We start from the raw sequence: 14505 nt of genomic DNA, 5'->3' as shown, positions 1-14505 counted from the left end.
ATGGACCAAATGGTCTCGCTTTAGATTTTGCAAGCAAAATCTTTACTCACTCGTTGTTCAGTTTTCAAAGATCAATTTCTCTTTCGTTGCTACCAGTTTGTCTCAGAAGCAACTTTTATAATATATCATGTCCGGCAGTTTAATGCAAGCTTTTTTTTCGAGAAGTTTTAATTTCTTTCCAATCAGCTTGTCGAGAAAAGTCGTTGTTTGAACGTTTTTTTCTTGACCGGATTTATAATATATCATAATTGAAATTCATTTGGCAAGCATTTTTTTGAAACTTATATTATAGGTCTCTTATGTAGACATTCTAGTAATTCTTCATAACATCTAAATAAAAAGCAGGCCTACATTATATATCGTAGGTCTGCCTTTCAATTCATAAATTTAGTTCTTAATCCAAGGGTTATGGCGTTTGCTTCCTGAGCTTTTTTTTCTATCTTTCTTATTTGCAGAAGTTCTTGATCTTGTGGAATTGGCTTTTTCTTTATTATTACTTAGCGTCTTTATTTCTTTTTCAGATATATCGTTTGATGCCATGATGGGCTCTGGCTTAGGATCTCTATTTGCAACAGACACAGCATTTACACTTATATCCCCTGCTGTATTTTGCTCCACATAAGACTGTTGTTCTGTTAAAGGATTATAACGCTCCCAATGAAGATGTCCATTTTCATTAACAGATTGGAATAAAACATTCGGTTGCTCATTTGACCCTTGCATTGATGAAGGATACCAACCATTTTCTGATAAAACATGTTGTTGCGGAGCATACATATTATGTGGATAGGAATACATTGGGTCCGCACCAGCATAGTAGGTAGCAGCAGGTTGTGAACACCCACATGGATTATATGAATAAGCGCCTGTATTTAACGGTTCATAGCTAACAGGAAATTGCTGATTCGGTTCGTATTGCACTGGATATTGTTGGTTTGGTTCGTACTGCACTGGATATTGTTGGTTTGGTTCATACTGCACTGGATACTGTTGGTTTGGTTCATACTGCACTGGATACTGTTGGTTTGGTTCATAGTGCACAGGGAATTGTTGATTCGGTTCGTACTGCACTGGATACTGTTGGTTCTCACCGTGGTGGCCTTCATGCGCATAAGGGCTCACCCAAGAAAGGTTTGGCTGACAATTTTCGTAATGCGAATTTTCCACGATACCAGGATAATACGTTGTTTTCTCATATTGCATGGATGATATTGTTCCAGCTACCTGTGCAGGAACTGGATATGACACGTATGGGTGTTGCGAATTTTCATGTTGCCACGGCTCCCCACATCCATAAGGAGCTTCGACAGCAGGCATCATCATGTTCGGACTTATATTCTCTGGTATTTCCATGTTTGGTTTCACATTCTCCGGCATCATCATGTTTGGACCTATATTCTCCGGCATCACCATGTTCGGTTTTATATTCTCCGGCATCACCATGTTTGGCATTGGAGGCAGATTCGGCATTACTAAGTTCGGCATCACCATGTTAGGCATTACATTTGGCAATGGAGCCAAATTGGGGATTTCCGGAAGTTGTTTCGGGAGCGCCACGTTTGGCGCTGTCATTTCTTCCTTAGGTGCAGTATTTTCTTTAGGGCCCGTATAAGTCTTGTTGCCATGTATGTTTTTGTCATAGTTCTCGTTCGAAGAAGATCCTGTGTTTGGTATGTTCACCACTTCTCCAACGAGGAGAGCATTGGGATTCTTCAGCTGAGGATTCGCTTCAATCATATCCTTAAGCGTAACTCCCCATGCTTTCGACAACTTCCAAAGACTATCTCCTTGATTAACGACATGCTTATGAATTATGTTCTCATTATTACTAGGAACCTGAGTAGCTTCCGCAGGAATTTTGACTTTCTGACCGATGGTTAGTACGTTTGGATCTGAAAATTGCGGATTAGCATCAATAAGTGTTTGCAAAGGAACGTTATACTTTTTGGATAGCTCGTATAAGGTATCTCCCTTTTTTACGATGTGTATTTTCACGCGGCATAAACCTCCTAAACTCTTCTAAGCGGAACGATTTCCCGCTCTGGTTACTACATCTTATGCAGAGGATAGGCGGATGACATCCCTATAGACAAAAAAAATCCTTCCATGACGGAACATGAAAGGATCTGTTGATGTTTTTACTAAGCGTAAAAGGTATTTGCTTACTCTTCCCAAACTTTAAAACCGTCTTCTTTAACGATTCTACGGAATTCTTCTAATAATTGAAGCGTAATAGGACCTGCATGTCCCTCTCCAATTACACGGCCATCGATTTCACGAGCAGCAATAACCTCCGCAGCAGTTCCTGTGAAAAAGACTTCATCTGCGATATATACATCATGCATACTGAATGGCTCTTCTTTAAGTTTGAAGCCAAGTTTCTCACACAACTCAATGATAGCTAGACGGGTGATACCTTCAAGTGCGCCCAAGTAGCATGGAGGCGTATATACAACCCCTTTTTTGACAAGGAAGATATTATCGCCCGACCCCTCTGTTACATAACCTTGGGCATTCATCATGATAGCCTCATCAGCTTCTGCTAAATTAGACTGAATTTTAACGAGAATGTTATTTAAGTAATTAAGTGATTTGATCTTTGGATTCAGCGCATCTGGAAGATTACGGCGCTGAGACACTGATACGACTTTTAGACCCTTCTGGTATGCTTCTTCCGAGTAAATCGCAAGTTGTTCCACAATAATTAGTACCGTAGGATTCGGACAGCGTCTTGGATCAAGGCCAAGGTTACCCACTCCACGTGACACGATGAGACGAATGTAACCATCACGCATATCGTTACGACGGATCGTTTCGGCCATAGCTTCACGTAATTCTTCACTTGATAGTGGAATAACTAGATCAATCGATTTCGCTGAATCATACAGTCGATCCAAATGTTCGTCACACTTAAAAATGTTTCCCGCATAAATACGGATACCTTCAAAGATACCATCTCCATATAAAAAACCATGATCAAAAACAGAAATTTTGGCATTTTCTTTTGTTACATATTCCCCATCAAGATAAATCCATTGCTCTGACATATATTACTGCACCTCCGAATTAATCTCATTCTGTTCAGGATCTTTGTACGTAAAGCTAGGATACGAACCCAAAATACGTACTTGGCAACCCAATGCTTCAATCTCAGCAATTGCTGCCGGTAGGAGAACGGAGTCCACGGATTCCTGCACATCAACATAAAAATAATAACTGCCTAATTTCTTCTTCGTAGGTCTTGATTCAATGCGAGACAAGTTTAGCCTTCTCCAAGCAAAAGCAGCAAGCACCTGATGCAGTGCACCTGCAAAGTCTTCGGGAAGAGTCACGAGTATACTAGTCTTCATCACATTATCTTTCTCAAGTAGCTGTGGCATAGAATCTTTGCCAATCAGTACAAATCGAGTGAAATTATTGTTATGATCCGTTACCCGCTTCGCTAGCACATCTAGTTGATGTGTTGCTGCGCCTAGTAGCGTTCCAATAGCCGCCCATCCCTTACCTGGATTGCTTTTGACAATACTGACTGCTTCTGTCGTACTACCTGCGTTCTCCATTTCCGCTTGCGGAGCGTGCTCACGAATGAACTGCTGGCACTGGGCTGAGGCCACGGGATGTGAAATGATTTTACGGATCAAACTGAAATCCAGCTCACCGGTTTCCGTCTGGAATTCCGCGCGATCACCAATGAGGTTCTGAATAGATGGATACACCCACTCTACCTGCATTGGAATATCCACTTCATTTACTAGCCAGTCCATATGCAAGCTGACCGAGCCTTCAATTGTATTCTCGATAGGGATGACACTATAATCGCTCTTCCCCTGTACCGTCGAAAGAAACACATCCGATATCAACTTGTAATACAACAGTTCAACCGGTTCATCTCCAAACAGATATAGGAGCGCCTCGTGAGAAACCGATCCTTCCGGCAGTAATGCGATTCGTTTCATGATATAACTTCTCCTTTTATCATATCCAAGAATGACTCTGGCTGCGTTCCACCGATAACCTCAACGCCCTTAATTGACGGTTTGAGCCACTTCGTAGATGCTTCAATGCCATGTGTCTTCATCGTATTCAATAAATAGTGCTCCAGTTCATGCTTCTTTGCTTCATTGCGATTAACTAAAGCTAATAGGGTAGGCCCTGCTCCGCTTAAAGCGACCCCAAGCGCGCCATGATTAACTGCATCCTGAAGAATTTCGGACATTCCTGGTACAAGTGATGCCCGGTAAGGCTGATGAAGCCGATCAGACATAGCTGTTCGAAGATATTCCAACTTCCCAGAAGACAATGCTGCTACGAGCAAAGACGATCTGCTTATATTATATACGGCATCTTGGCGGCTAATTTGGTCTGGAAGCACTCTTCTGGCTGCAGATGTGGCCAATTGAAACTCTGGTATGACTACGAGCACTTCCAAATCAGAGTGAGGTTCGATTCGAATATGTTCAGTATGTGTACCATCCCAAGTCGCTGTAATAACCCCCCCAAACAGGGAGGCACCAACGTTGTCAGGATGATCCTCTAGACGGGCTGCCATATCGAAAAGCTTCTCGTTAGAGAGTGGAGACCCGATCAGTGCATTGGCTGCTGCAAGTCCACCTACTATTGCAGAAGCACTACTACCAAGGCCACGTGTCAGGGGAATATCCGAATACATTGAAATTTCTAATTCGGGAACCGATACACCCGCTTCAACAAATACTAACTGGGCTACTTTATATATCAAATTACTCTTATCTTCAGGAATACCACTCATCTGATCCCCATGGAGATGAAAGACCGTCTTCTCCGCTTGCTTCATTTCAATCCATGCATAAAGTGAAAGCGCCATTCCTAGTGTATCAAAGCCTGGGCCCAGATTGGCCGTGCTTGCTGGAATACGCACTCGTACGCCATCCTCTAGAATCATACTTGCTCCTCTTCCAGCTTCGCAATGGCCTCCATAACGGCTTTTTCATTATCTGCCACGACCAAAGGCTGTGCATTAACTGTACTGATCGCAATGTTTGGATCCTTCAGACCGTGCCCAGTCAAAACGCATACGACCGTTTCACCGCCCTTAAAATATCCTTCACGTTTCAATTTATATACACCGGCAATTGAAGCAGCGGATGCTGGTTCTGCAAAAATACCTTCACGTGACGCAATCGTGCGATAAGCACTCAGGATTTCTTCATCTGTCACATAGTTAATTTGTCCACCAGATTCCTCAGCAGCTTCAACTGCTGTCTTCCAGCTTGCTGGGTTACCAATGCGAATAGCAGTTGCAACCGTTTCTGGCTCAACAATAGGTTCTCCACGTACGATAGCCATGGCACCTTCAGCTTCAAAACCAACCATACGCGGAAGCGATGATATTTTACCAGCAGCGTGGTATTCTTTGAATCCTTTCCAATAGGCAGTAATGTTACCCGCATTTCCTACAGGAATAGCAAGTACATCCGGTGCTTTGCCCAGTTGTTCAATCACTTCAAAAGCTGCTGTCTTCTGTCCTTCAATACGGTAAGGATTTACCGAATTAACTAGTGTAATAGGATGTTTGGCTGTAATTTCACGAACAATTTCTAGAGCCCGGTCAAAGTTACCTTCAATCGCGATAACCTTTGCACCATAAATGATAGCCTGAGCTAGCTTACCCAGTGCAATATTATTATTAGGAATGATTACAATACAATTGAGTCCAGCACGCGCAGCGTAAGCTGCTGCCGCAGCCGAGGTATTACCTGTAGATGCACACATAATCGTACGGCTGCCTTCTTCAATTGCTTTGGCTACAGCCATAACCATACCCCGGTCTTTAAATGAACCGTTGGGTTTAGCCCTTCATATTTGAAGTAAAGATCAAGTCCAAGCTCCTCGGACAGGTTCTCAGCGCGGATTAAGGGTGTATTTCCTTCCTTAAGTGTAAGAAACGGTGTATTCTCGTTCACAGGTAAATAAGATTTGTACGTCTGAATTAATCCTTCGTATGCCATTATATATAACTCCTTCTCATTATAGGCTGGTATGATTGCACTGAATAAGGGTGGTTACCCTTCTACGCGATAGACACTTTTAATGCGACGAATAACTTCCAATCCTTCAAAATGCTGAAGCACCTTATCCATACTTGCCTTGTCAGCATCATGAGTAACGATAATAATTTCTGCTTCTGGATTATGTTCATTCGGCTGTTGAACAACAGATTCCAAACTTACGCCGAACTCAGCGAATACTTGAGTAATTCGGGCAAGTACGCCAGCTTTGTCATCTACATGCAAGAGGATAAAGTTCTTATAAACAATTTGCTCATCATTTTTCAGCTTCTTAGGCTTATAGGGCACAATCGCTTTCAGCCCGTTAACACCAAGCTTCAAGTTCTTGATTACAGCGATTAAATCCGCTACTACAGAGGTTGCTGTTGGCATTTCTCCAGCTCCTGCTCCATAGAACATCGTCTCACCTACAGCTTCACCATAAACATAAACTGCATTGAATACACCATTTACAGATGCGATTGGGTGACTCTTACGTACCATCGTTGGCTGAACGCTGATGCTGAAATGATCATCCGAACGATCTGCAATGCCCAATAGCTTCATTTCATACCCAAGACGTTTGGCATAAGCTATATCTTCTTTAGTTACTTGCGAAATACCGCGCACACTGACATCTTGCAGTTCAATATTTGAACGGAAACCGATGGTACTTAAGATTGCCATTTTACGAGCAGCATCCAGTCCCTCAACATCAGAAGTCGGATCGGATTCAGCATAGCCTAGTTCCTGAGCTTCTTGTAGTACATCACTATATGAAGCGCCTTCTTGGCTCATTTTCGTCAAAATAAAGTTGGTAGTACCGTTTACAATTCCCATGATTTTTAAAATTCGATCAGATGAGAATCCTTCAATTAATGTGCGGATAATTGGAATACCACCAGCTACACTCGCTTCATAGAAAACATCGCATTGCTTTTCCTGTGCCTTCGCTAGGATTTCTGATCCATATAAAGCCATTAGATCCTTATTAGCAGTAACAATATGCTTGCCCCGTTCCAGAGCTTCAAGAATATAAGCTTTAGTCTGGTCAACTCCGCCCATAACTTCGACAATGACATCAATTTCAGGATCGCGGATAACATCCCAAGGATTCTCAGTCAACCTATTGTGATCCACAGAAATATTGCGGACTTTCTCTATGTTTTGTACGGCAATACGTTCAATGACAATGGGAGAACCTACTTGACTGCTCAAATCCTCTTGATGCCCTTCAACAATCCGTACTACCCCTGTTCCCACGGTACCCAGACCAAGCAATCCAACTTTTATCGGTTTCATATACATTCCCTCCTGTATTTCATCCATATTACCGCTGTGCTTCTCTTCGTTACATAGTTCATCTTCGGTTAGTCGTCTTGATCGCCACTACCCTTGCCCAATTAAATGAGCTCGTTTGACGCCCGCACAATCCCTCATGCCTTCAAGCATATCACCCAAATCATCATCCATACGTGACACTTCTACCGAAATTACGACATTTGCAATCCCCTGCAGAGGAATACTTTGATTAATGGTCAGTACATTTCCACCTAAGCTCGCAACGAGACTCAGCACTTTGGATAGCATACCGGCACGGTGTTCCATATCTATGGATATCGTTACAATCCGTTCCCGTTCCAGTTGGTTAATGAGATGGATGCCATCCTTGTATTTATAAAATGCACTGCGACTCAGCCCAACTTGCTCTACAGCCTCATGTACCGTCTTGATGTCTCCTGCTGCAAGCAGCTGTTTGACCTGCATTGTTTTGACCACAGCCTCAGGTAAAATATCTTCCCGGACCAAATAATAGCGTTCTTTCACGAACGTCCTCTCCTCAAAGACTGATGTATTCATATAGTGGACATTATAAAGCATATGAACGATAGGGGCAATAGATTTCAGCCTTTTCTTCATCCATCTTAATATAAAAAAGCCGTACAAGGTATATATGAATATACCTTGTACGGCTTTTCGCTGCTTTTTTAATAATAACTACTGCTCTCAACAAACTCAAACTCAAAATCAGCAATTCGTACAATCGTACCTTCTACTGCTCCGCGTTTGCGTAGTTCTTCATCAATACCCATGTACCTCATTGTACGCGCCAGTTTGAGAATGGCTTCGTGAGAATTCATCTGTATTCTCTTCAACATGCGCTCAATTTTCACACTGTGAACGATATAGGCATCATTATCACGCGTAATGGTAAACGAGTTATCCTCGTCTTTACTTAGTTTGTAAACCTTCTTCTCTTTAATTACAGGCACTTCTTCGATCACAACTTCTTGCGAAATTTTATCTAGCATATCCGCTGCACGATATAGAAGTTCCTGAACACTGACGGGTTAGAGAGGAAATTGGCATAATTTCAATGTCTGGTTTAACTTCTTTTACACGCTCGATGAATGAAACAAGATTCTCTGCCGATTCAGGCATATCCATCTTATTTGCTGCAACAATTTGTGGACGATCCGACAAATCGATATTGTATAGCTTCAATTCATCATTGATTTTGACCCAATCTTCATAAGGATCTCTATCTTCAGAGCCCGCCATATCTACGACATGAATAATAATTCGTGTACGCTCAACATGTCGAAGGAACTCATGTCCAAGACCCACACCTTCATGAGCCCCCTCAATAAGACCAGGCAAATCAGCCATAACGAAACTGCGGCCGTCTCCAGCATCTACAACACCTAGGTTAGGAGTGATCGTTGTGAAATGGTATGCTCCAATTTTAGGCTTCGCTCCCGATACAACGGACAACAACGTTGATTTACCAACACTCGGAAAGCCAACTAATCCTACATCAGCCATGACCTTAAGTTCCATAACGATGTATCTTTCTTCGCCTTCTTCACCATTCTCCGCAATTTCTGGAGCCGTGTTGTTCGCTGTTGCGAAGCGTGTATTACCACGTCCGCCGCGCCCGCCCTTCGCCACGACCAGCTGTTGACCATGATGAGTTAAATCAGCAAGCATTTCCCCCGTATCATCATCGATGAGTACAGTACCCGGTGGAATCCGCACAATTAAATCCTCCGCATTTGCACCATGCTGAGTCTTATTTCTACCCTTAATGCCCCGTTTAGCTTTAAAATGGCGCTGGTAGCGGAAGTCCATTAACGTACGAAGACCTTCATCTACTTTGAAAATAACGTCACCGCCATTTCCTCCGTCACCGCCACCTGGACCGCCTTCCGGCACATACTTCTCACGTCGGAATGCGACGAGACCGTCGCCTCCGTCGCCACCTTTTACATATACTTTAGCTTTATCTACAAACATGACTTCACCTTCCTCATAACTCACACGGCACGCGCAATTGGAACGAAGCCTGAGAGGGATGAAGCTGCTCCGCTTTCATTCTTTTGCCCTGTACCACATTATAAATTTGTTGCCTTAGTAGCTCCGGATCTCCATGAGATCCTTCCCCCTCAAATCGAACAATTAAATCCTTTCCCTCCTGATGGAGGCTTAAGGTTAATTTTCGAGATTCTCCATACGGGAACGCCACAATATTGATATGCACGAATACTCTGCATGATAGTCATGGACAAATCAGCTTCCTGCTCTGGTGTAATCCGATCCGCAAGTTGCACGTGATCTTGAACATCGACCACAAGCTCTAGATTGCTGTTAAGCGTACGAAAGGACTGCAAATAGAAGATTAAAGACGGCACACCAAGCTTCGCTATCTTACTCTCCAGTGCCATCCGTTCCTTTATTCTGTCCACACACTGCACTGCTTTATCAATCTTACCAAGCTGCACGTATCCGTACAATATTTGTAAATCATTCATCCAATCATGTCGGTGATGATTCAGGGTGCGAACTGCAGTCTCCTCAAGACTTCGAATGACTGCTTGCTGTTCATTCTCACTTGTACGGCGTGTCCAATAAAAATTAGTAAAGAGGACTGCCAAAACCCATAACATAAGGATGAAACACCATAGCAGAGATCGGGTCGAGTAAACGAAATATAAAGGAATACCTAAGGATAGGACGGCTACCGCCCATATGCTCTTCCAGGATTTCATGGCTCATCCGCTCCTGTTCCACCAATTGGATACTTACACCATTTACCAGTATACCACAACTGAACGCACCCGTTCATCGTACGTTACAAAAAAAGCCCCCGGCACTCATTGCCGGAGGCTTCTTGTTCATCTAAACCGCTCGTGAAGGCAATTAAGCTTCCACTGCAGCCGCTACTGGAGCGACGTCAATAGGGTAGATGCTTACTTTCTTGCGATCGCGGCCCCAACGTTCAAACTTCACAACGCCGTCCACTTTTGCGAACAAAGTATCATCTTTACCAATGCCTACGTTCGTACCTGGGTGAATTTTAGTTCCGCGTTGGCGAACCAAAATGCTACCACCAGTAACGGTTTGACCGTCTGCACGTTTAACGCCAAGGCGTTTAGATTGGCTATCACGTCCGTTTCTTGTGGAACCTACACCTTTTTTCGAAGCGAACAATTGAAGATTCAGCTTTAACATGTTGTCGACCTCCTTCTTTAATTAGTCGTTACTTGTATTTGAATATACTTCCCGTATGATTCTGCAATAGAATTTAACATGACAACCATCGATTCCAGCAAAAGCTGCACTTGTTTCTGAACAACAGTGTCCTCAATTAAAGGAACATCTCCGCTCAAAAAACCATCATTCATGCGACTATCCATGACAGTACCAGTTAACGCTTCAATGGAATTCACAGTTCCGACGGTGACTACTGAAACAGCAGCACACACAATGTCTTCCCCATGCTTCGCATACTTAGCGTGCCCTTTAACTACAAAACCATGAATGCTGTGATCTTCGCGACGTAAAATGCGTACGTTTATCAACTAAACCGCACCTTCTTATGCTTGGATCTTTTCAATCGTTACTTTAGTGTATGGTTGACGATGACCTTGCTTCACATGGTAGTTCTTCTTAGGTTTGTATTTGTATACAACAACCTTGCTACCTCTGCCATGTTTCTCGACTTTAGCTGTTACAGTAGCACCAGAAATCATTGGTGTACCTGCTACTAATCCATCAGCGTTAGAAACTGCTAGTACACGATCGAAAGTCACGCTTTCGCCGTCGCCTGCATTTAGTTTCTCGATGTACAATACATCGCCCTCTTGAACTTTGTATTGTTTGCCACCTGTTTCGATAATTGCGTACATTTGCTTGCACCTCCTCATGTCTCAGACTCGCCTAATCCTAGGTGACAGGACTGTAAACAGCCTGTACTTTAACCCGATCGGAGCGGTTACAGCATGTGACAAGCATTAACTACCAGACACATACTCATAGATATTAGCATAATCCATATAAGGAAGTCAATGCATAGACAAAAGGTTTATCCTACCGTTGCCCCCGCACGTTTCACATGACCTAGAAAAAAGTACTGCAGTATCATCACGAACCTTTTTACGCGTCAGCTCGAGTAAACCCAGTTTGGTCCACCCAACTACATGACACTTGGTACGATCTTTGCGCATACAAGATTCAAGCAAGGCTACAACCTCTTGGCGATGTTCTTCCTGTTCCATATCGATGAAATCAACAATAATGATACCACCAATATCTCGTAATCTGATTAATCGAGCAATTTCCTCAGCAGCATGGAGGTTTGTACGGGTCACCGTATCTTCCAGTGAATCGCCTCCAGTGTATTTGCCTGTATTCACATCTACAACGGTGAAAGCCTCCGTCTGATCCAACACAATCGAACCGCCACTTTGAAGAATGACTTTTCGAGCAAAATCCTTCTCTAGTTGCTCAATTACACCGAATGCTTTGAAAATCGGCTCCGAACCTACATAATGATGGACAGGCAAGTGTGCACCAGACGTCATTTCTTCCAAGTACACTTCTGCTTCCTTCGCTTCCTTAAGACTGTTAATCCACAATTCATCATGCTGTAGATCACATACATCACGTATTAATCGCTGTACGATACTTAGATCACGGTGCAACAGACAAGGAGCTATACTTGTTTGCGCGCGATCCTGAATGCTTCTCCACTGAGACCGGAGAAGGTTTAGATCTCCTTCGATAGCTTCAGGATGCTCTTCTTCAGATACCGTTCTCAGGATCAATCCCTCTCCCTGATTACGTATCCGCTCGCCTAGCGACTTCAGACGGTTACGTTCCTGATCCTTGTTTACCTTCTTAGATACCGCTACATAATCTGCCTCTGGCATATACACAATCCATCTACCCGGAAGAGAATAATGTGTCGTCACTCTCGGACCTTTACTTCCCAGAGGCTCTTTCATCACCTGCACAACAACTTCTTGTCCAACACGCAGTAAATCCTCAATTAAAGGCTTCTCCCTTGGTTGTCTCTCCAGATGGGGATGTAGTACATCATCAACGTATAAGAACGCATTTTTCTTCTGACCAATATCAACAAAGGCAGCTTGCATGCCTGGTAGAACGTTCACGACGCGGCCTTTATAAAAGCTTCCCACTAAGCTTTGTCCCTGGCTACGCTCTGCAGCAAACTCTACCAGTTTTCCTTCTTCAATAAGTGCCATCTGTGTCAATTTCGGTTCGCAATGAACAATCATTTGTTTCATGGCCTCACCCCTACTAGAAGACATTTCCATATCATAGTACCATGAAATCTCCTTTTGTATTTGCACCTATTGGAGCAGCATCCATCCATTACCATAAAGCACTGTATGTAATTCTTTATATTTTAAGAAAAACGATCAACGGCAAAATAGGCTGAAATTAGACGCTGCTCCGGTAAAACAGCGACAATTTTATTATGTTCATCCATTACATAAATGAAATGATACTTATCTCTTTTGAATAGACGCAAAATACTGTCCAAATGTTTCGAAGGACTAGCTACAATCGGCTGCGCTAAACTAGCTGATGAACCCGACCCTTCATACCAGTGCTCACGATTCATTAAAAAACGAATAAAACGATAAGGCATATGTCGATGATCCATCCAATTTGAATAGAAAAGAAAAACACCAATTAGAAGCAAATTAAACTGAATGCTACTCTGTCCCATAACAAGAGGCCATAGCGCATATAGAATAAGCAGGATGCTTGAGCCAATGCTTATTCGTGAAGACCACTGAAGGGTCTGGTGGTAAGGAAACCATAAGCTTGCTGCAGCCTGCATAATTTTCCCTCCATCGAGAGGGAGAATAGGTAGCAGGTTGAACAAAGCGATCATAGCATTTCCATAAATTACATAGGACAAAAAAGCACTATCTCCTAGACCACTATGACGAAAAATTAACGCAAAACCTATCAATACAACATTTTGAAGTGGACCTGCTACAGCGATCACGATCTCTTTCCAAGCCGATAACTGACCCGTGTCCTCAATTTCTACTACTCCTCCAAAGGGAAGAAGCTGAATGGATCGAATGCGAACTCCATAAAGGAGCGCTGCACTCGTATGTCCCAATTCATGGATGAGGACAATAGCAAACAGTGTAATCAGTTCGAGAAAGTGCCCTGTCAGAACTGAGGCCATCATGAGTATGACGAAAAATGGGTGAAGTGACAGCGAAGTTCCCCGGATATTAATCAATCGATATCACTTCCGCCGGATCAACATAACGATTTCCTTCCTTAATTGCAAAAAATAACGTAGGTGTTTGTCCATCAGATAATTCTGTTAACTTCCCAATTGCATCCCCAGCCTGAACCCAGTCATTCTTCTGCAATATAGATTCACCTAAATGACCATATGTGGCTGTTATGCCGTTGACATGCTGAATAGTAACGGATAAGCCTGTATCTGAGTTTCCGGTAATATCCAGAACACGACCCGTTTCTACACTCTTCACCTGAAGTGCACCATTTGAAACCTGATCAGGTTCAATTTCCACACCTTTTAGGTTAACTGCGAAGGATTGAACAATTTTTCCCTGAATTGGAGAAATAGTCGATGCTGATGTATTCACTTTTAGTGGACTTGAAGGCGTTTGTTTAAAAATAGGAATAAACGAGGGTGCTTTCCCTAGATGAGATTCATACCAAGCTTCTGCAGCCTTGAAATCCATTTCATGATTTAATGACTGCATCACATATTGTTGAACTTGGAGAGACCATGGTTGGTTCATTCGAAAAACACCCCAGATCGAGACAAATAAGAGGCTACTAAATAATAATCTCCACATAAAACCGGAGATAAAATGATTACTTCTATGGTATATACCTTTGCCGTTTACTCGTTCCTGTTTCCATATCTTCTCTGGATCAGGTTCCGCCACATTAGGTTCAATCAATCTCTCTTTAGTCCAAAGCTGAGGTGTATCTTCGGGTATTGAGTGTCTCAGTTGCCCCATACTCTCTCTCTCAAGCAGATCTCGAATGCGTTCTTCCCTACGCTGTTTAATAGCTGATTTCATATCCAATACGTCCATCCCCTTTTTGCGAGGCTTGTTTATATCATGTTATGAAAGAGGAGAGAGTTTTTAGAACAAGCCCTTTAAAG

13 protein-coding genes, 2 pseudogenes and 1 other annotated feature are annotated in these 14505 nt (G+C 42.9%); all 15 genes and pseudogenes read right to left on the bottom strand.

Annotated elements, in window-relative coordinates:
* Window positions 1-387: 387 nt before the first annotated feature.
* Window positions 388-1995 carry a LysM peptidoglycan-binding domain-containing protein gene (locus tag JCM16418_RS23960; RefSeq protein WP_052020543.1) on the bottom strand — a complete coding sequence of 536 codons (1608 nt, stop codon included), beginning with the start codon at window positions 1993-1995 and terminating at the stop codon, window positions 388-390.
* A 167-nt stretch (window positions 1996-2162) separates the two neighbouring features.
* Entirely contained in the window at window positions 2163-3047 is an 885-nt protein-coding gene (gene ilvE / locus JCM16418_RS19000; protein WP_036652159.1) for a branched-chain-amino-acid transaminase, read from the bottom strand.
* Between the two features lie 3 nt (window positions 3048-3050).
* Window positions 3051-3956, bottom strand: a complete 906-nt coding sequence (gene pheA, locus JCM16418_RS18995) for a prephenate dehydratase (RefSeq protein WP_036652158.1) — start codon at window positions 3954-3956, stop codon at window positions 3051-3053.
* The gene (gene thrB, locus JCM16418_RS18990) at window positions 3953-4921 is read right to left on the bottom strand and encodes a homoserine kinase (protein ID WP_036652155.1); all 969 of its coding nucleotides are present in this window, start codon (window positions 4919-4921) and stop codon (window positions 3953-3955) included. Before thrB ends, pheA begins: the two co-directional genes overlap by 4 nt.
* Window positions 4918-5987: pseudogene (thrC, locus tag JCM16418_RS18985) on the bottom strand (threonine synthase). The gene thrB and the pseudogene thrC overlap by 4 nt, the downstream one beginning before the upstream one ends.
* A 54-nt stretch (window positions 5988-6041) precedes the next feature.
* A complete protein-coding gene (locus JCM16418_RS18980) occupies window positions 6042-7328 on the bottom strand; it encodes a homoserine dehydrogenase (RefSeq protein WP_036652153.1) in 1287 nt (428 codons plus the stop codon).
* 87 nt (window positions 7329-7415) lie between these two features.
* Window positions 7416-7853: an ACT domain-containing protein gene (locus JCM16418_RS18975; RefSeq protein ID WP_036652151.1), complete on the bottom strand. Its 438-nt coding sequence runs from the start codon at window positions 7851-7853 to the stop codon at window positions 7416-7418.
* A 161-nt stretch (window positions 7854-8014) separates the two neighbouring features.
* Window positions 8015-9323 (bottom strand): annotated as a pseudogene (gene obgE, locus JCM16418_RS18970) (GTPase ObgE).
* Window positions 9324-9472: 149 nt separating this feature from the next.
* Window positions 9473-10075, bottom strand: a complete 603-nt coding sequence (locus tag JCM16418_RS24415; RefSeq protein ID WP_081765505.1) for a Spo0B domain-containing protein — start codon at window positions 10073-10075, stop codon at window positions 9473-9475.
* 151 nt (window positions 10076-10226) lie between these two features.
* On the bottom strand, window positions 10227-10538 hold the full coding sequence (gene rpmA / locus JCM16418_RS18960) for a 50S ribosomal protein L27 (protein ID WP_036652149.1): 312 nt from the start codon (window positions 10536-10538) through the stop codon (window positions 10227-10229).
* Window positions 10539-10555: 17 nt separating this feature from the next.
* Window positions 10556-10888, bottom strand: coding sequence for a ribosomal-processing cysteine protease Prp (locus tag JCM16418_RS18955; protein ID WP_036652146.1), 333 nt, complete (start codon window positions 10886-10888; stop codon window positions 10556-10558).
* Window positions 10889-10903: 15 nt separating this feature from the next.
* Window positions 10904-11215, bottom strand: a complete 312-nt coding sequence (rplU, locus tag JCM16418_RS18950; protein ID WP_036652144.1) for a 50S ribosomal protein L21 — start codon at window positions 11213-11215, stop codon at window positions 10904-10906.
* A gap of 13 nt (window positions 11216-11228) precedes the next feature.
* Window positions 11229-11313: a sequence feature (ribosomal protein L21 leader region), on the bottom strand.
* Between the two features lie 58 nt (window positions 11314-11371).
* Window positions 11372-12616, bottom strand: coding sequence for an Rne/Rng family ribonuclease (locus tag JCM16418_RS18945; protein ID WP_036652141.1), 1245 nt, complete (start codon window positions 12614-12616; stop codon window positions 11372-11374).
* Window positions 12617-12738: 122 nt separating this feature from the next.
* The gene (locus tag JCM16418_RS18940) at window positions 12739-13596 is read right to left on the bottom strand and encodes a M50 family metallopeptidase (RefSeq protein WP_036652138.1); all 858 of its coding nucleotides are present in this window, start codon (window positions 13594-13596) and stop codon (window positions 12739-12741) included.
* Entirely contained in the window at window positions 13589-14419 is an 831-nt protein-coding gene (locus tag JCM16418_RS18935; protein ID WP_242403906.1) for a M23 family metallopeptidase, read from the bottom strand. Before JCM16418_RS18935 ends, JCM16418_RS18940 begins: the two co-directional genes overlap by 8 nt.
* Window positions 14420-14505 lie beyond the last annotated feature (86 nt).

It is taken from the genome of Paenibacillus pini JCM 16418 (assembly GCF_000576305.1).
In the GTDB taxonomy this organism is placed as follows: Bacteria; Bacillota; Bacilli; order Paenibacillales; family Paenibacillaceae; genus Paenibacillus_AQ; species Paenibacillus_AQ pini.
Note: the sequence above shows the minus strand (reverse complement) of the source record. Positions and strands in the feature narration are given on the sequence as shown.

Excerpts from the sequence above, each read along its gene's own strand:
- ilvE (WP_036652159.1), bottom strand. The coding sequence starts at position 3,047 with ATGTCAGAGCAATGGATTTATCTTGATGGGGAATATGTAACAAAAGAA.
- pheA (WP_036652158.1), bottom strand. The coding sequence starts at position 3,956 with ATGAAACGAATCGCATTACTGCCGGAAGGATCGGTTTCTCACGAGGCG.
- thrB (WP_036652155.1), bottom strand. The coding sequence starts at position 4,921 with ATGATTCTAGAGGATGGCGTACGAGTGCGTATTCCAGCAAGCACGGCC.
- JCM16418_RS18980 (WP_036652153.1), bottom strand. The coding sequence starts at position 7,328 with ATGAAACCGATAAAAGTTGGATTGCTTGGTCTGGGTACCGTGGGAACA.
- JCM16418_RS24415 (WP_081765505.1), bottom strand. The coding sequence starts at position 10,075 with ATGAAATCCTGGAAGAGCATATGGGCGGTAGCCGTCCTATCCTTAGGT.
- rpmA (WP_036652149.1), bottom strand. The coding sequence starts at position 10,538 with ATGTTAAAGCTGAATCTTCAATTGTTCGCTTCGAAAAAAGGTGTAGGT.
- rplU (WP_036652144.1), bottom strand. The coding sequence starts at position 11,215 with ATGTACGCAATTATCGAAACAGGTGGCAAACAATACAAAGTTCAAGAG.
- JCM16418_RS18945 (WP_036652141.1), bottom strand. The coding sequence starts at position 12,616 with ATGAAACAAATGATTGTTCATTGCGAACCGAAATTGACACAGATGGCA.
- JCM16418_RS18935 (WP_242403906.1), bottom strand. The coding sequence starts at position 14,419 with ATGAAATCAGCTATTAAACAGCGTAGGGAAGAACGCATTCGAGATCTG.